The 18842-nt window shown below is 34.2% G+C and carries 17 protein-coding genes; 4 read left to right on the plus strand and 13 right to left on the minus strand.

Going from position 1 to position 18842, the window contains the following annotated elements:
• Positions 1 to 41: 41 nt before the first annotated feature.
• The 13 genes from C7D97_RS03045 to C7D97_RS03105 form a co-directional block, all read right to left on the minus strand.
• Positions 42 to 1247, minus strand: a complete 1206-nt coding sequence (locus tag C7D97_RS03045) for a dicarboxylate/amino acid:cation symporter (RefSeq protein ID WP_105300658.1) — start codon at positions 1245 to 1247, stop codon at positions 42 to 44.
• A 238-nt stretch (positions 1248 to 1485) separates the two neighbouring features.
• Positions 1486 to 2421, minus strand: coding sequence for an L-lactate dehydrogenase (locus tag C7D97_RS03050; RefSeq protein ID WP_105300659.1), 936 nt, complete (start codon positions 2419 to 2421; stop codon positions 1486 to 1488).
• Positions 2422 to 2492: 71 nt separating this feature from the next.
• Entirely contained in the window at positions 2493 to 4265 is a 1773-nt protein-coding gene (locus C7D97_RS03055; RefSeq protein ID WP_105300660.1) for a phosphatidylglycerol lysyltransferase domain-containing protein, read from the minus strand.
• On the minus strand, positions 4262 to 4966 hold the full coding sequence (locus C7D97_RS03060) for an alpha/beta fold hydrolase (protein WP_105300661.1): 705 nt from the start codon (positions 4964 to 4966) through the stop codon (positions 4262 to 4264). The genes C7D97_RS03055 and C7D97_RS03060 overlap by 4 nt, the downstream gene beginning before the upstream one ends.
• Before the next feature lie 110 nt (positions 4967 to 5076).
• Complete coding sequence (gene mgtE, locus C7D97_RS03065) at positions 5077 to 6402, minus strand: magnesium transporter (RefSeq protein WP_105300662.1); 1326 nt, start codon at positions 6400 to 6402, stop codon at positions 5077 to 5079.
• Positions 6403 to 6569: 167 nt separating this feature from the next.
• A complete protein-coding gene (pepT, locus tag C7D97_RS03070; RefSeq protein WP_105300663.1) occupies positions 6570 to 7814 on the minus strand; it encodes a peptidase T in 1245 nt (414 codons plus the stop codon).
• A 6-nt stretch (positions 7815 to 7820) separates the two neighbouring features.
• Positions 7821 to 8504, minus strand: coding sequence for a YjjG family noncanonical pyrimidine nucleotidase (locus C7D97_RS03075; RefSeq protein ID WP_105300664.1), 684 nt, complete (start codon positions 8502 to 8504; stop codon positions 7821 to 7823).
• Positions 8505 to 8506: 2 nt separating this feature from the next.
• A complete protein-coding gene (locus tag C7D97_RS03080) occupies positions 8507 to 9139 on the minus strand; it encodes a Maf family protein (RefSeq protein WP_105300665.1) in 633 nt (210 codons plus the stop codon).
• 2 nt (positions 9140 to 9141) lie between these two features.
• Positions 9142 to 9921, minus strand: a complete 780-nt coding sequence (locus C7D97_RS03085; protein WP_105300666.1) for a gamma-glutamyl-gamma-aminobutyrate hydrolase family protein — start codon at positions 9919 to 9921, stop codon at positions 9142 to 9144.
• Positions 9922 to 10086: 165 nt separating this feature from the next.
• Positions 10087 to 10761 carry a YwaF family protein gene (locus C7D97_RS03090; protein ID WP_105300667.1) on the minus strand — a complete coding sequence of 225 codons (675 nt, stop codon included), beginning with the start codon at positions 10759 to 10761 and terminating at the stop codon, positions 10087 to 10089.
• Positions 10762 to 10781: 20 nt separating this feature from the next.
• Positions 10782 to 13220: a phospholipase D family protein gene (locus C7D97_RS03095; RefSeq protein WP_105300668.1), complete on the minus strand. Its 2439-nt coding sequence runs from the start codon at positions 13218 to 13220 to the stop codon at positions 10782 to 10784.
• Positions 13221 to 13325: 105 nt separating this feature from the next.
• On the minus strand, positions 13326 to 14660 hold the full coding sequence (locus C7D97_RS03100) for a GTPase (RefSeq protein ID WP_105300669.1): 1335 nt from the start codon (positions 14658 to 14660) through the stop codon (positions 13326 to 13328).
• A gap of 66 nt (positions 14661 to 14726) precedes the next feature.
• Positions 14727 to 15140: an EamA family transporter gene (locus tag C7D97_RS03105; protein WP_105300670.1), complete on the minus strand. Its 414-nt coding sequence runs from the start codon at positions 15138 to 15140 to the stop codon at positions 14727 to 14729.
• Between the two features lie 107 nt (positions 15141 to 15247).
• On the opposite strand from C7D97_RS03105, the gene C7D97_RS03110 reads away from it, so the two are divergent.
• The 4 genes from C7D97_RS03110 to dhaM all read left to right on the plus strand — a co-directional run bounded on the left by C7D97_RS03110 (position 15248) and on the right by dhaM (position 18831).
• Positions 15248 to 16786 carry an NAD(P)/FAD-dependent oxidoreductase gene (locus C7D97_RS03110; RefSeq protein WP_105300671.1) on the plus strand — a complete coding sequence of 513 codons (1539 nt, stop codon included), beginning with the start codon at positions 15248 to 15250 and terminating at the stop codon, positions 16784 to 16786.
• Positions 16787 to 16875: 89 nt separating this feature from the next.
• A complete protein-coding gene (gene dhaK / locus C7D97_RS03115) occupies positions 16876 to 17853 on the plus strand; it encodes a dihydroxyacetone kinase subunit DhaK (RefSeq protein ID WP_105300672.1) in 978 nt (325 codons plus the stop codon).
• Positions 17853 to 18452, plus strand: coding sequence for a dihydroxyacetone kinase subunit DhaL (gene dhaL, locus C7D97_RS03120; protein WP_105300673.1), 600 nt, complete (start codon positions 17853 to 17855; stop codon positions 18450 to 18452). The genes dhaK and dhaL overlap by 1 nt, the downstream gene beginning before the upstream one ends.
• Positions 18445 to 18831, plus strand: a complete 387-nt coding sequence (dhaM, locus tag C7D97_RS03125; RefSeq protein ID WP_105300674.1) for a dihydroxyacetone kinase phosphoryl donor subunit DhaM — start codon at positions 18445 to 18447, stop codon at positions 18829 to 18831. The genes dhaL and dhaM overlap by 8 nt, the downstream gene beginning before the upstream one ends.
• Positions 18832 to 18842: the final 11 nt, after the last annotated feature.

Here is an 18842-nt window from a genome sequence, read left to right on the forward strand (position 1 = left end):
AAAAATAGAACTCTAAAGAGTTCTATTTTAACTTGTTCTTTTTATTTAACTAATTCCTCTATATAAGCTTCATTAGCTTGTGGGTCTAATTTAAATCCACTAATTTTGTTTACTATACATGCTATAGCACCGTCACCAGTAATATTGCAAGCTGTACCAAAAGAATCTTGGGCAACATACAAAGCAATGATTAGTGCTGTCATTGGCTCAGTAAATCCAAGCATTGATTGTAATATACCTAAAGCTGCCATTACTGCCCCACCAGGCACTCCAGGTGCTGCAACCATTGTCACACCAAGCATTAATATGAATGGGAACATGTGAGCTAAGGTAACATCTCCACCTTGTAGCATGAGTATAGACATAGCACAAGATGTCAGCGTTATAGTTGAACCGGATAAGTGGATTGTCGCACAAAGTGGAATAACAAAGTCTGCTATACCCTTGTTAACACCCATTTTGTAGGTTTGTCTTAATGTTACAGGAATTGTTGCTGCTGATGATTGTGTTCCTACTGCTGTCATATAAGCTGGGAAGATATTTTTGATTTTTTCAAATGGGCTTCCTCCAGCCATAGAACTTGCTATAGTGTATTGGATCAGGATAGTCAACCAGTGAAGTATAATTACCATTATAAATACTTTTGAGAATACTGATAATACTTTTGCTACTGTTCCTTGATATGCCAAATTAGCAAAAATACCAGCAATGTGGATAGGCAATAAAGGAATTACTATGTTTGAAATTAATTTTGTAATAATATCAGAAAACTCGTGAACTGCTTTTTTAAGGAATTCTCCCTTAACTGCAGCAATACCTACACCAAGTATGAATGACATAATAAGTGCGGTTGTTACACTAAATATAGGATCCATTGGTGATTCAAAGAAAGGTTCTAGGACTTTACCTGTATTTTGGTCAGGGTTAAAGTTCATTGTACCTGGATCTATGAAGTGTGGTAATATAGCGCTTCCTGTGAAATATGTAGCCGTACCGAATATTACTGTTGATAGATATGCTATTCCAGCAGTAATAGCTAGTGTCTTACCTGCATCATTTCCTAAATCTGCTATACCTGGGATAACAAATCCCATTATGATTAAAGGAATAACAAAGTTTAGGAAGTTGCCAAATAGTCCATTAAAGGTAATTAATATTCTAACAAGAACTGCTGGTCCAAATAGACCGATTAGAATACCTAAAATGATGGCTATGATTAGCCTTGGCAGTAAACCTAATTTTTTCATTTTTTCCTCCTAAATGAAAATTGATCAGTTGATCATCTTTATGATATCAAATATACGTTTTCATGTCAATGTTATTTTTACACAATTATATAGTGCTAGACCTTGTGTTTCTCTCTATTGATAGTTATTATTAGAATCAAAATATAAATGTTTTGTTATGATAACGTTTTATTATAGTGCAATCGTATTCATTCCAAAAAAAAGAAACGAGGATCGACCTCGCCTCTTTTCTGTCAAATCAGAATGATTCATCTATGATTTTTTTAAGTGTTTTTGCTGATTCCTGCATTCTTTCGTTTTCAGTATCAGTCAAAGGCATTTCTATAACCCACTTGGCTCCATCTTTACCTATAACTGTTGGAACTCCTATATAAATATTCTTAAGTCCGTACTCTCCATTAAGATATGAAGATGTAGAAAATACTGAGTTCTCGTCGTTGATGATTGATTCGACAATTCTTGCCAGTGCCATGCCTATTCCATAAAATGTTGCACCTTTCTTTTTTATTATCTCATATGCAGCATTCTTTGTCTTCTCAAATGTATCTAGTAAGGCTAATTCATCGACTTCACTGTTTGCCTTAATCCATTCATAAATCGGTAGGCCTCCAATATTGGTGTGAGACCATACTGCAAATTCACTATCGCCGTGCTCTCCTAGTATAAAAGCATCGACGCTTCTTGGATCTATGCCGATAAGTTGAGCAATTTCTTTCTTAAATCTAGAAGAATCGAGGGTTGTTCCTGTTCCAATTACCCTATTTGCTGGAAATCCCGAGAATTTCCAAGTTGCATATGTTAGGATATCCACAGGATTACTTGCTACTAGAAAGATTCCTTCAAAACCAGATTCTACTACTTTTCCTACCATATCTTTAAAAATAGATAGGTTTTTTTCTACTAAATCAAGTCTTGTTTCTCCATCCCTTTGAGGAATACCTGCTGTTATTACAACAACTTCCGCATCCTTACAATCCTTATAGTCTGCCTTATAGATTGACTTTGGCCTAGAAAAACTTAAGGCGTCAGATAAATCCATCGCATCGCCGTAAGCCTTGTCTTCATTTATGTCAATTATTCCGAGTTCTCTACCTATGCCTAGAATTGTAGAAGCATAAGCAAAGGAGGAGCCGACTGCTCCATCTCCAATTAATATAATCTTACTATCTTTCATAAAAACTCCTTTATACCCTATTCTTTTACTAGGATATAATTATTATACTTTAAAATTCTCCCTGCAAAAGATTATTTATTGTTTTTTGTAAGTTTATTATCAATTAAAGATACAGCTAATAGCGAATACAAGAGCCAATTCCCCTTGGCATAAGCCATATATTTAGGAAGCCAAATACTCGCATACTTTTGCTTATAATTTCTAAGGCCTTTAAATGAATAGAATCTACTTCCATGTGTGTAAACAAGATACGCCAATCTTTCTGATAGGTAGGCTGATTTCATAAGGCCTACATTTGATAGAGGCGCCATTCCAAGGTTGAAATATTTGTAGGAATTTTCTTTCCCATAAATAAATAGATTAAGAAATAGAAAATCCATCATAGAGTTTACATTTTTATCTTGATTGTAACGCATTAAGTCGATTGTAAGGACATCTGGATTTTTATTTGGCATAATATTGGTAAAGGCAGTTATTTCTTCGTCTTTATCCATAACGATTGCTATTTCCGTTCTTCTAAGATAATCTCTATCAAAAAATCCTAAGGAAAATCCCTTCTCCTTCCTATCCCTAAGCCAAGAATTTGATATTTCTTCTAACTTATCTAGGAATTCATCAGTATAGGGATAAGATACAAGCTTAAATTTATAACCTTCTTTAGCAAATCTGTTAAGAATATTTCTCTCGGTTGACTTTTTCCTCCCTTTTAGGGAAAAATCTGAAAGACTTACCATGGCATTTTCCCCAAACTTCATAAAGTCATATCCATAATCATGCAGGCTAAGGGTAAATTTCTCACCTACTTCATAAAATATAGGATTAAGGCCTGACCTTTGACATACTTCGTTAAAGCTAAATAAAGCTAAGGGAATATCCGCTTCTTTCCCAAAAGGTTCCCCCATGACGATTGCCTTGTTATTGATTATTTGATATTGAAAGGCTACAGTTTTTTCTCCTTCTTTATCGATATAATAATATATATATTTATCATTTAGAAATGATAATCCAGAAGCCAGAGATTGACTTGAGCCATATTTATATATTAAAGTATCTAGATCATCTAAGTTTGTATTATAAAGATTATCTCCTCCCTTTTTCATATAAGAAAATATAACCTTTGCAAGTAGGATAAATAAAGCTAGGATAAGAATTATGTATCCAAAGCTAAGAGTCAAGCTGTGATATTTATTTCTATTTATATTTAAAATATAGAAGAAAAATCCTACAAGGATTAGTATAAAATCAACTGTCATTTCTTCCCAACTATAGATAAATCTTTCCTTAAATAATAAAGACCTAGTATAAAATCCAAGAGCCATAAGGATGAGCACTGGTAAGATCGATACTATGTTTTCACCAATTGCAATTAGAAATATTATCTGACAAAATCCTGTAATCATAATGAGTTTTAGCGATTTCTTTTGCTTATCTATAGATAATCTTCCCACAATTAAGAATAAATATCCTAAAAGCAAGTATATAGTAAGAAGGACAATTTCTAAAGTTGATAATTCTACTCTTACTTCTCCTATATTATAGAAATTATCCAATGAAATTACAGAAAGAATAATATATATTCCATAAAGTGCCATAAATATGCTATTTATTTTTTGTATAAGCTCCTTAATAATTCTTAGAGCAAATTCTCCGTACTTATCCTTAATCTTACTAAGAAAGTCTCTTGAAAGAAAGGCTATCCCTGTAAATGCAAGTATAGCAAAGGCTAGAAAGAATCCATTAACATAATTATTTCTGCTCCTCTTTCCAGCTATAAAAGCTATAAGAGCAAATAATATTAAGGATAAAAATATTGTGGCTTTTTTCTTATTTATTAATTTGTTCAATTATTTCCCTCCATAAAGTCAACTACAAGTTCGTTAAATAAGCCTGGGTTAGATCTCGCCAGTTTATGGCCTGCTTTTTTTACAATGACAAGCCTTGAACGGTCGATTGACTCAGAAATGCTTTTCACATGATCAAGTCTTATAAGATCGTAAGAGCCCACTATTATCAAAACTTCTTTATCGATATCCACTAGGTCCTTCTTGCTTAACTTGAGATCTTTCAAAAGTAAGGCAGCAACCCTCTTATTCCTCTTAAAAAAAGGCAATATGTTCCAAAAGATATTCTCGCCAATACTAATAATTTTACTTATAAGCCTTGTTCCACTAAATCTTATATTAGGAGCATTTAATATTAATTTCTCTACATAATAAGGATATCTTATAGTAAATACCAAGGCAAGATTTGCTCCATCAGAAAAGCCTAAAATATTAGCACGTCTTATAGAAAGCTTTTCAAAAATCTCCTTGAGGTCACTTGCCATAAGCTCGAAGGTCAATTTATCTCTGGCATTGTCACTTCTCCCGTGGTCTCTAAAGTCTATGAGATATAGGTGAAATTCCCTAGAAAGTTGTCCAATATTGTATTCAAAATAGGTAGAGTCTCCACCATTTCCATGTAGTAGAAATAGGTTTTCTCCCAATCCTAGCTCTTCATAGTAAATATCAGTCCCATCACTTAATTTTATCATTCCCTTTGTCATAAATACCTCTTTAGAAAACTATACCTTATTACTTACCTATATAATTAAAATTATTTATAAAAATAAATCCCTCAATCATTTTACTGATTAAGGGGTAAGTTAAATTAATATTAAAGTCCTAATAGGATTGATGCAACTTCAAAATATATTAGAAGTACGAGTGTATCGACTATTGTCGTAATGAGCGGTCCTGCCATGACTGTTGGGTCTATATCAAATTTATCTGCTATAAGTGGCAATATTCCACCCATAATTTTGGAAAATATTATTGTAAGCAGAAGGGTAATTGAGACTGTAAGGTTGACTCCAATTTGAGCTTGATCTAAAATCATTAGCCTTATAAAGTTAATGATTACAAGCACTATACCGGTTATTAGACCAATGCTTGCTTCTTTCATAATCACCTTAAAAAAGTCTTTAAATCCTATATCTCCTCTATATAGAGAAGTAATTACAGTCGTCGAAGCCTGACTTCCAGCATTTCCACCCGAATCCATAAGCATTGGAATGTAGGCTGTTAGGGCGACAGCACTTGCAAGTAAAGACTCGTATTTGTGGATAATAAATCCTGTCATAGTTGCTGTAAGTAGACATATAATAAGCCAAGTAGTCCTTGTTTTTGCAATTTTAAAGCTTGATTCAACTAAGTAAGAGTCAGAGTTATCAGAAATACCTGTTATGTTTGACATATCTTCTTGGAACTCTTCGTGTGCTACATCGATTACATCTTCTGCTGGAACTATACCGATTAGTCTGTTTTCAGAATCGACTACAGGTACTTCTCCCAAATCATACTTATAGGAAAGTTTTGCAACAACTTCTTGGTCATCGTTAGGATTAACAGTTACACTTATGCTATTGGCTAGCTCATTTAGGGACTTATCCTGGTATCTTAAGAGATCTGCAATATAAACAAAACCTATTAGGACTAAGGAGTTATTGGTAAGCCATATTTGTTCAAGCTTTTCAGCATCGAGATCTGATTTCATTACCTTATCGAGGGCTTGTTTTGGACTAATATTTTCCTTAACTGACAAGAAGTTCACTGTCATTATTGAGCCGACTGACTCTTTTGGATAGCCTAAAAGTTCATTGACAACCTTTCTCCTATCCCTATCTATATGGAAAGTCATAAGTTTCTTGGTAATATTTGCAGGAAGCTCTTGTAGGGTATCTACAAGCTCATCCTCGTCTAAGTCTCTTACCAAGTCTTTTATATTTTCCTCTGATAGGATATTTACAATTCTAGCCTTATTCTTAGGTTTTAGTTCTGTGAATGCATCTGCCAAGAGATCCTTCTTGAGTAGCTTAATCCATATGGCTACGTCCTTTTCTGGCAGAATTTCGAGTTTATCCGCTATATCAACTGGATCCATCTTGTTAATAGCTTTTTGAGTCCTGTTAAGTCTTTCTACATCATAATTTTTATCTGTCATTTTTACCTCCATTAGCTAAGCTAATCGAGGCAGAAAAAAGTAAACCTCAACTAGCCTTATTTAATTAAGCCTCAGATCGGGCCCACTTTTATCCATATTTCCTCCTTGTAAATACTGTAAATTCCTCAATTAATATACCATTTTTTATCTGTATAGCTATAATTTCGCTAACTTATCATTAACTCTAAAGTTACTAAAAAAGACTTATAGAAAGAATTCATTGGCATAAATTCCTTGTTTGAATGAAAGTTACAAGCTCCAGTAAAATAATTTGGAGTAAGAATGTCCCTTGTAGATAGGTATGATCCATCGGTCCCACCTCTCATGGCTATTATTTTAGCTTTGATAGCATGTTTTTCGAAAGCCTTTTTTAATTTTTCAATAGCTATGTAATTATCTTCATTTATACTGTCTTTAATATTTGCATAAGTATCTTCTATCTTAATTCCTATATCTGCCTTCTCATATCTTTCTTTAAGTAAATCTGTAATTTTCATTAGATAAGATTTTTTCTCTAGAAATTTTTCCTTATCATGATCTCTGATATTGAATTTGACCTTACAATTGAGAGTATCAGAATTAATATCTGTTACCCAAACATATCCTTCTCTTTTCTCTGTATGCTCGGGCATCTTACTTCTATCTAGCATAGATACAAAATCATGGGCTATCATTATTGGATTTACAAGCTTATTTTTACCTGACATGGGATGGGCGCTACGACCTTTAATTTTAAGATATCCACTTGCTGCATTAAAGGTTTCATAGACAAGCTCCCCGATTTCACAACAATCAATAGTATAGGCGAAATCAACATCGAAGTTATCGAAGTCAATTTTTCTTACTCCTCTTAGGCCAATTTCCTCATCTGGAACAAAGGCTATATAGATTTTCCCGTGATCTATAGATGGATTTTCTCTAAGATACCAGATAGCTGTCATAACATTTGCAATAGCTGCCTTATTATCCGCCCCAAGCACGGACTTACCATCTGTAACTATTAGATCATCTCCAATATATTTTTCTAAGCTCTTTTCTTCACTTGGTCTAATTACGATACTTTCCTTTGGATCTAGGATAATATCTCCTCCATCGTAAGATTTTATGATTTTGGGATTTATATTAGGGCTTAAACCAACATCTACTGTATCCAAATGACAGACCCAACCTATCTTAGCTTTACTTATATCACAGGCTCCCCTAGCTTCGATTACAGCTTGCAATACTCCATATTGATTTATTCTAATGTTTTTAGCTCCAAGCTCTTCTAATTCAGTTGCGAGTTTCTTAGCTAATATTAGCTGACCCTTACTAGTAGGAATCTCCCTATTGTCTTCATTCGATTGGCTAGAAATTGAAGTATATTCTAAAAAGTTTTTCAGTAGTTTATCTTTTATAATTTTCTCATCCATAAGAACCTACAATATATCTAGTACTTGTTCCAAACTATCTACTTCATAGTCAAAATCATTATCTTTATCTTTTTCTAACCTATCAGGATTAAACCAGATAGTTTTGATCCCAGCATTTCTTCCACCTCTAATATCTGAAGTCAAGGAATCTCCTATAATCACATATTCGGACTTTTCCCTAGAGCCAACCGTATCGAATATATAATCGAAAAATTCCTTGCTTGGCTTTTCAAATCCGATTTTTTCAGATATAAAGACGTCTTCAAAGATAGTATCGAGACCTGCTCCTTTAAGCTTTCCTTCTTGGGCTATGGCAGACCCATTGGTTGCCGCATATTGCTTATATTTTCCTGAAAGTTTGCTAAGGGTTTCGTAGGCCTTGTCATTAAAAACATAGGTCTTACCCAAATTTTCCTGGAAGGATATATTAAAATCACTGACAATTTCGGTATTATAACCGTATTTTTCAAAAAATTCTCTAAATCTTCCTTCTAATACCTCAATTCTAGTGATTTCTCCCCTTTCTAGGGCCTTCCAATATTTATTATTAATCTTTCTATAAACTCCTAGCCTATCATCTGATAAGTCACCCAAACCATACTGATCGAAGCAAGCCCTAATGGCATTTTCTTCAGCTAGGTGAAAGTTTAATAAAGTTCCATCAATGTCCCACAAAACATATTTTATCAATTTTACTCTCCTAAAATTCTTCTACTAACTTCACTAACAGGAAGACCTATTATCGTATTTATGTCCCCATTTATATAAGAAATAAGTCTAGAATCTAGGTCTTGGATTCCATAGGCCCCAGCCTTATCCATAACATTTTCTTCCTTGAGATAAGAATCAATTATATCATCTAAAGCCTTATAGTAATCGGTAAATCTAACTTCGGCTATAGAATAAAAAACATCCAAATAATTTTCGCTCCTTAAGCAGACTCCAGTTATTACAAAGTGACTTTTGCCAAAATATGACATAAACATATCCCTCGCCTCGGCCATATCCCTTGGCTTACCATATATTTTATCATCCAGGATAACCATAGTATCAGACGATATATAAAGGCAATCTTTGACTAAGTGGACATCGGATTTAGCCTTGGCAATCTCGGCACAGGTATTGCCGGCTCTTTCTATGAAGTCACAGCCCTTGTACTTTTCCATATATTTTTCTTCGATAGCTCTTTCATCGATTCTTATAGAGGCAATTTCTGGCTTAAGAAAACTAAGCAAGTCCCTCCTTCTGGGAGACTTGCTCATTAAGATATATTTCTTATATTTTCCAATTTTGCCAATTTTTTCATAGTCATTTACATAGTTCATAGTTAATTCTTACCCGCATTCGAATGTTTTACAAAATCCTTTAGGATTTTTTTAGAGTATTTATCATTTTCATAAGAAAGCTCTGGATGCCACTGAACTCCTAGCATGTAAGAGTAATATGGATTTTCTATTGCTTCTATTAAACCATCATCGCTTGTAGCACTCACACTTAAGCCTTCTGCCAAATCTTTGATCCCCTCATGGTGGTAGGAATTTACTTCAATCCTATCAGAACGAAGAATTTTCGAAAGACTAGCACCTTCGCTTATATTTACCTCATGATAAGTAAGGGTCTTATCGCTTCCTCTGTGAATTATTTGTTTAGAGAATTGAATTTCTAAATCATCATAGAGACTTCCTCCATAATAGATATTAATAAGTTGCATACCCCTGCAAATACCCAAAATTGGCTTTTCTAGCCCTATTGCATAATCTAAAATAGCAAGACTCTTTTCATCATCTTCCCTGCTATAGTCCTCAACAAGGGACCTGTCTCCTCCATAAATCTCTGGATCAAAGTCGTTTCCTCCAGCAAAAATCACCCCATCAGCTCCCTCTACCTTTCTCTTACACATTTCTGTATCCATCCTACTTGTATCGATATCATTAATCGTAATTCTGTTATCAGATAGAGCGGCTTTTATAGGGGTAATATTTTGATGATTATGTACTACTGCTATCTCTTTATAAGAAAAGAATCTATCATAGATTAAAATCACACCCAAAATAACTAATAAAGCCAATAATACTAGCTTGACAAATTTTGTAACTTTCCTAAACATAAAACCCTCCTTATTAATATCACTTTTATATATTATATCATATTTTGATGAAATATTAAATATATTAATAAGGTATATCAGTAATATTAAAATCAAAATTTAATAAAATCAATATTATGAGAACAATCCTAAACTAGCTAATGTCTATAAGCAAATAAACCCTATTTAATTATAACTTGGCAAAACCTTACTTAAATTAATTCTGCTAAGTTTATATATTAGAAAGATTAATCCCAAACTTATACCAAAATACAAGACAGGACTAGGGAAGTTTATAGGAAATGAATCTGGTAAGTGGTCTAAATATCCATAATTTGCAGATAGAATTTTATTTAAAAGGTAAATCACAAAATTCATGGCAAGAGTAAGTTTACAAATAAATCTAAAGTCTAGTTCTCTTTTTTCATTTGTAAGTATCATAAGAGCAGATCCTATAGATAAGCTATGACCTAGTACATAGGTTAAGTTTGTAATATGTGGCCAAAGATACTTCGAAGGATCTGGGAAGCTGTAGGCTATGAGTGTACCTATTATCCCGAGCCAGGCAAAGTAATTACTTAGCTTGTAATTTTTACGCAAAAAACTAATAGTCATCATAAAAGCCGCTATCCTACAATGATAAAGTGGTAGGCCTTCTTTTATAAATAATCTCCTACCTGCATAATACCAAAGAAATAAGGCTATCTCTATGATAGATAAAGATACTAATTGTATAGAAAGAATTTTTCTTTTATATCTTAATTTATAAATCACTATTAAATATATCAGCAAAAATCCCCACACCAAGGGCATTTTAATATTGGTCTTTAAATCTTCACCGTGCCTAAAAAAGTATTCCATCTCTTGTTTAATCCTTGCTTCTATTTAAATCTGTCTAAAAACTTAGATAGGATATTACTTTCTTCAATTTCTAGCCATCTAAGAAGCTTTTCTTCATCAAAATAAATATCGCTCTCACTTTCCTCTATAAGTATATCCTTTGTCATATAGGCTAGACTTTGTTTTATTATATCGCTATCTTTTGAATTCTTGTCTATTGGAAATATTATTTTTCCATTTTCTTTTCTAATCTTTTTATCTTTGTCATAGTAGAAATCTCTTAAGTATTTCTTATACTCTTCGATATAAGGATTTCTTACATCAATCCATTCGAAAAAGGCCTTGGCATCTAGCTCTATATCAAGCCCTCCTATTGTTCCTACAAGGACACTTTGATCTAAGGCCTGCTTGTAGACTTCTGATGGCTTTTCATAATTTCCCTTATTTTCATCAATAGTCGCTGTATTAAAGAAGAGTGATCCTGTTTCTATATCGAAGACAAATTCCTTCTCTCCTGCCCTTTTATATAACTTTCTCCACTTTTCCTGATTGGATTCAAAATCATCCGTATACCTCTTAGTAGGAAAATATCTTGGTAGAGGCATAGAACAAAGTTTATAATAGTCTCTAAAGATCTCTCTTGTCTGATACAAAAAGTCAACCTTACCAGACCCATCTGCAAAGTGATTCCATTCATATTCATCACTATTATCAAGTCTATCTGCCATCTTTAGGGAAAAATCGGTAAACAAGTCATTATTCATTTTTTCATAAATATCCTTGTATACTAAAGGAGAGTCTTTCTTATATTTATCGTCAAACTTCTTGTCGATTTTTAGATAATAGGACCTTCTCCTTGCTTCAGGAGGAAGTGTGTATCCATCGGCATTGGTCGTTCCTATAGTTACAGGAAAGGGACTTACAATTTCAACTTGACTATTTGTTGTATTTAATATTAAGTCACGACCATAGTTTGCTTTTGAGAAAAATTCTATGGAAAATTCATCAATTATAATAGGATATACATTATCTTCCCTAGCCCGGCCTTCGATTACCTTAACCCTATTGGCCTTGGCCTGGGCTCCGCTTGCAAGCTCTGAGAAATTATAATAAGCCTTATCGCTTAGTCCAAGCATCTTGTTTATCATTTTTATTAGAGAAGACTTACCACTTCCAGCAGTTCCTCCAATAAAGAGAAATTGGGGAATATCATTTCTCTCTTCGCTAGTTCTAGCTAGTGTCTTAATCTCATAGAGAAATGGACCTGTGAAGGCATAAAATATTGCTTCCATTATCCTCTGTCCGTACTTGTCATCATATTTATGGACAAAGGACTCGAATGTATGTATAAATTCATCAAGTAGGATTAGGGCCTTTCTTATTTCTTCTATATCTTTATTTTCTCCAAAAGGAATAAATTCATTTGTAAGCTCGCTTTTAACTAGAAGACCACTATTTTCTTTTCCTATATTTCTAGTCTCTGGCTTTGAGAATAAGAGCGCTCTTTCATCTGAATCTATATCAGCATTTACCTTGATAGTCTTAATTGTCTCGTTGACAAGCTTTTTGATAGCCGGTGACTTCTTAATTGTAGGCTCTTTAGTCCTATTATTTACTGATTCGCGAACGAGCTTATAGGCTTGATTATCCAAGTCAGTTTCTCTAATTTTCTCATCATCAAGGGCCTTCTTATCCTCGTCCATGTCCTTAATCTGTCCTATAGCATCAGCTGGAATAGTAGAATTTGCCTTAAAGTCTTCTACTTTTAGGATTAACTCTATTGCTTGACTTTTCTTAATCTTTTCTACTTCTTCGTTAGTTAAGACAATTACCGAGTCAGTATCCTTTATACTTTCAAGTTTCTTCTTGTTAGTTACCATAAGCTCTTTTGGGAAGTAGTTAGTTGTGATATCAGCAAAAGACTCATAATAATCCTTATAAATATCAAAAAGCTCGCTATTATCATATATTATAATATTCTCATATTGACTTGTAGTCTTTTGAAAAGCCATCTCCGATAGATTACAAGATCCTAGGATTATCCTATTTTGAGAACTTTCCCTATTTTCTAGAAGGTAAAACTTAGAGTGAATACTTGCTCCAAAAGGAACTTTTACTTCAAATGATTTCTCCTCTAGCTTTCTTTTCATATCCATATCAAGACCTTGGTAGGTTTTGATACTCGTATTTTTAAGGACCTCCTTGATCTGTGCCTTAAGATTTTTGGCAAAAAGATTGGCAGAATGTTGGATCTTGTCTTCATTAATTCCAACTATAATCTCTACTTTGTTAAATTCCTTGATATATTTATTAAGGAAAGAGGTAGAGATTGAGTAAGTAACAGCCAAAATCGAATCGTATTTATTATGATCGAATATTTCTTCTATAGACATATCGACTTTTTTGTTATCTTTACAGATATGAAGGCTCTTTCTTTTACATTCCATAAAATCAATTCCCAAAGACATCTGCTTATCCATAAATTCACCCCTTTTCTTCGTTTATTTAATTATAATATAAAACTAATATTTTATAAAGTAATAAAAGAAAAACCTAAGGGAAAGCTCATCCCTTAGGTAAATATCTTATTCACTTTCCTTATCTTTTCTCTTAATATCCTTAACCCTATTCTTATAATCCTTCTTCACCTTAGATAAATCGATACCTTCTATATAGTAGCTCTTACTTGCCTCACCAATGGCCTTGGTACCCATAGCAGCCACTGTCGCACCTACTGCATTTCCAGCACCAGGTAGTATTATATTTAAAAGTTTCGATAATTGTTGGGATCCTAGTCTAAATAGATTTCCAGCAAGACCTACTCCTCCTAAAGATAAGAGGAATTCCTTGGCTGTTTCCTTGCTGATAGTCCTACCAGAAAGACTTGCTATTAGGCTTACTAGGGCGATTTGTAGACCTATAAGAGGATAAATATCAGCTATGGGTATTGGGGTTATGGCGACAGTTGCAGCAAAGCCTGAAAACATGTTTATAAACTTATCGCTGAGATTTGCTAGGACCCTATTCATCCTACAAGCAAGTCTTAGACCCACTATGGCATCATAATCACTTATGGACTCTTCTAAAGCATCAATTAGATTCTCAATACCAAATCTTCCATCAAATTGAATTTCAAGATCACTTAGTCTAGACTTGGAAAGATCATTTATAGAATCGACATCTATAAATTCATCTTCAATCATCCAATCGATCAAGGAAGAAACGGGGATTATTTCCTTAACTTCAAGGTCTCCTTCTTCTATGATTTTGCCATAATATTTAACAACTTCACTAATATTTTTACTCTTGCTTATAGGATATTCCTTTGGATCCTTTATCCTTGATGGGGCGAGTTCATCAACCTTGTTTATGGCAACTATTACTGGCAAGTCAACCCCATTTGCCTTTTTATAATCTTCACAAATACTTTTAACGAACTTTACATCTGTTAAGACATCATCCCTATGACTTGCATTAAGCATGAAAATTGCTACATCAGGCATAAAGTCTTTTACTTCTTTTTTTATATTCTCTTCTGCTGATATTTTATCATTAATGGCAAGGGACTCAGAGGTTCCTCTAGTGTCTAAAATCTGCATTAGGACTTCGCCGTTTTCCTCATAATCATACACATCACAGGCTTTCGTATGGGAGTAGACATCATTTACAAAAGCAAGATACCTTCCGTTAATAGCATTGATTAATGAGCTCTTTCCAACTCCAGTCCTCCCCATAAGAAAAATCCTAGGCGGTCTATAATTTTCCATATCATCCATAATTCTTTTAAGTTCCTCATCGTTTAGGATAAGATTTCTAAGCTTAGCTCTCATAGGACCTGGAACTGAGTCGATTGTTTTTTCTAAATTTTTGTAAATATTTTTAATTCTTTCGATTGCATAAGTCGAATTCTTATCAGCCATAAAATCTCCTTTACTTATTAATATCATTATACATAAAATTAACGAATAAAAAAGAGGCCTAAGCCTCTAGATAACCATGATAAGACTTCCAATACCTATAAGTATTGCACCTATGATGGATTTTTTGCTAAATTCTTCCCCTAGAAAAATAAAGGCTAGAACAAAAGTTATAAGGACACTTGTCTTATCTATTGCAGTAACCTTAGATACCTCTCCGTTCTTAATGGCAGCATAATAGCAAAGCCAAGAAAAACCAGTTGCAAGTCCTGAAAGAATTAGAAAGAGCCAAGATTTATGAGATATATCATGAATACCACTTTGGGCATTTGTAATAAAAACTATAAACCAGCTCATTCCAACAACAACTAGGGTCCTGATAGCAGTAGCGAGATTCGAATTGACATTTTCGATCCCGATTTTAGCCAGTATTGATGTTACTGCTGCAAAAAAGGCCGAAAGAATCGATAAAATTAACCACATAATAAATCCTTTAAATATTTTTACAAAATCTTCATACACATTCTACTTTAAAAATTAAATTCCTCTAAGTTTTTATTTCTGGTACAATAATTAAAAATGGAGGATATATGTTACTTCTAAGAAATATAAAAGTTCCCTTTGACAAGGGCTATGAAGATATAAAAAGGGAAATAGAAAAAACTATAAATAGAAAAATAGATTCATTTGAGATTTACAAAAAATCAATCGATGCAAGACGTGGTGTTTACTATGTCTACCAAGTACTAATTGACACCGAAGTAAGTCCTAAAATCTACAAAAAGCTCAAGCATAATATCAGTGAATACAAGGAAGAAAAGCTAGAGATAGAAAATAAGAACGAGGTTAAATCTGCTATCATCGTTGGAGCTGGTCCTGCTGGACTTTTCGCTGCCTACTCACTAGCTAAAAGAGGAGTCAAAGTTGCCATAATCGAACAAGGTGAAAGAATAGAAGACAGAGTAAAGACTATTGATAACTTTAATAATGGCGGAAGACTAAATCCAAAATCTAATATTCAATTTGGAGAAGGAGGCGCCGGAACATTTTCTGACGGCAAACTCACCTCTAGGTCTAAGGATAAAAGAAGTAGAGAAATATTTAAAATCTTTGTAGAAAATGGAGCTCCCGAAGATATCCTCTACGACCACCTACCTCATGTAGGAACTGATATTCTAAGAAAAGTAATTATAAATATAAGAAAGAAAATCGAAGCTATGGGAGGAAGCTTTCATTTTGGAGAGAAATTTATAGATCTAGAAATAAAAGATTCGATAATCGCAAGTCTAATTACCGACAAAGATTCTTACGAGGCGGATGAATACATCCTAGCCCTAGGCAATTCCGCTAGAGATAGCTTTATCATGCTCGATAAATATATAGAAATTGTACAAAAACCTTTTGCTGTTGGCTTTAGGATTGAACATCTCCAAGATCATATAAATCTAAGCCAATATAAGATCAAAGATGAAAGACTCCCTCAGGCAAGCTATCAACTAAACTACACCAACAAGGAGAAAAATACCTCTGTATATAGCTTTTGCATGTGTCCGGGAGGATTTGTAGTAAACGGCTCAAGTGAAGAAAATGAGCTTTGCGTAAATGGCATGAGCTATCATGATAGGTCAAATACCAATGCCAATGCCGCTATAGTATGCACTGTAGATCATGAGATCTTAGGACCTGGTAATCTTTCTGGAATTGATTTTCAAAGAGAAATTGAGAAAAAGGCCTTCTTCCTCGGAGGAGCAGACAACAAGGCCCCAGTTCAAAGGTTAGAAGATTTCTATGAAAATAGACCAACGACTAAGCTTGGACCAATTAAGCCTAGTATAATGACTGGATTTAAGCTAGCTAACTTAAATGAAATCTATCCAGATAAAATTAATTACGCTATAAAAGAAGCCCTTGAAGTATTCGATAAGAGACTTCATGGATTCAAGAATCCAGATGCTATCCTAACAGGTGTAGAAACTAGAACATCTTCTCCAGTAAGGATCTTAAGAGAAAATTATTCAACTAAATATAAGAATCTAAGACCAATCGGCGAAGGAGCAGGATATGCAGGAGGTATCGTCTCCTCCGCCCTTGATGGACTCAAATGTGCTATAGAAGTATTAGAAAACTAAGATCTCTTCTTAAGATTAAAAATTTCAAATAAATGGGTATCTATCTTATAGATAGACCTTAAGGTAATAGAAAAATATAAGGAGAATATATGAAGAAAATCATCAACGATGTAGATTTGATAATTGATCAAATGATTGATGGCTTGGTTAAAGCTAATGAAGATATTCTAGAAAGACTTGACGATAGCACAGTTGTCGCAAGAAAGGGACCTGCAAGAGAAGGCAAGGTAGGAATAATCTCTGGTGGCGGAAGTGGCCACGAGCCAGCCCACGCAGGCTATGTCGGAGAAGGTATGCTCGATTGTGCTATATGCGGCAGTATCTTCACCTCTCCTACCCCTGATCAAATCTTAAAGGCAATAGAGAAAGCTGACAGCGGTAGCGGCGTATTTATGGTAATCAAAAACTACCAAGGCGATGTAATGAACTTTGAAATCGCCCAAGAAATGGCAGAAATGCAAGATATCAAAGTTGATTCTATAATTGTAAGAGATGATATAGCTATAGAAAACTATGAGGACAGACGTGGAGTTGCTGGAACTATTTTCGTCCACAAGGTTCTTGGAGCTATGGCTGAAGAAGGAAAGAGTCTTGAAGAGATTAAAGAAAAGGCAGAAGAGATTGTTCAAAATATCAAAACAATAGGACTTGCCACAAAACCTTGCACCAATCCAAATGACGGCAAGGAAAGCTTTGAGCTAGAAGAAGACGAAATCGAAATGGGTATTGGAATCCACGGAGAAGAAGGTATAAAGAAAGAAAAAATCCAAAGTGCTGACACCATGGCCAAGGAAATGGTAGATAGACTACTTAAGGAAATCCCTGAGGACAAGAAAGAATATGCCCTAATGGTAAATGGTATGGGTCAAACTACAGAGATGGAACTATATCTAGTAAATAATTTCGTTAGTGATTATCTAAAGGAAAATTCTATAGAAATCAAGAGAACTTACGTTGGCAACTTCATGACAAGTATGGACATGGCAGGATTTTCACTCACACTATTTGCCGTAGATGATCAAATTGTTAAGTACCTCGATAGAGAAGTTAAGGTAGGAAGAAGATAATGAATATAGATAAGTTAAAAGTTTTATTTACAGAAATATCAGATGAAATAATAGCAAATGAAGAATACCTAACCGATTTGGATAGGAGCATAGGAGATGCGGACCATGGCTACAATATGGCCAAAGGCTTTAAAGCTATAAAGACTGACCTAGATAATGAATATTCAAGCCTCAAGGATTTTTTCAATAAGATTGCTATGAATCTCTTATCTAAGGTAGGAGGAGCGAGTGGTCCCCTCTACGGATCCTTTTTCATGAGCTTTGCCAAAGCACTCGATGGCAAGGAAGATTTATCAAGAGATGATCTTAATAAGGCCTTCGACGAAGGAATTGCTGCTGTCAAAAAAAGAGGAAAGGCCCAAGTTGGTGATAAGACTATGGTTGATGTCCTAGAGCCAGTTTCTAATGCCCTTAAGGAAGATAAAAGTCTTGATGAAGTTGTGAAAATTGCAGAAGAGAAAATGACCTACACCAAAGAGATCAAGGCCCTAAAGGGTAGAGCTTCCTATGTAGGGGAAAGATCTATCGGCCATATCGACCCAGGTGCCTATAGCTCTTATCTAATAATCAAAAAAGCTTTCAGAGGATGTTATGATTAATATATTAATAGCAAGCCACAGCAAGGACTTGGCCAAGGGGCTAACTGATATCATAGGTCAAATGACAACAGACGTAAGAATTGAGTATTCTGGTGGGGATGATGAGGGAAATCTAGGATCAAATTTTGAAGAGATTTTTGCTAAGATGAACGAGCTTGGCCCAGAAGGTCTTGTAGTTTTCTTCGATATGGGATCTTCTATGATGAATGTTGAAACAGCCTACTCTATGCTTGACGAAGACTTACAAGAAAAAATCTTAATAGCGGGAAGTCCCCTCGTAGAATCAGCCCTAGAGATTAGCCTATCTATTAATGAAGAAACTAGCCTAGATGATATAAGAGAGAAAATCTCTTCCTATAAATTTAATAAATTGGATTGATAATTAAATAT

The organism is Anaerococcus marasmi, from assembly GCF_900290195.1.
Taxonomy (GTDB): Bacteria; Bacillota; Clostridia; order Tissierellales; family Peptoniphilaceae; genus Anaerococcus; species Anaerococcus marasmi.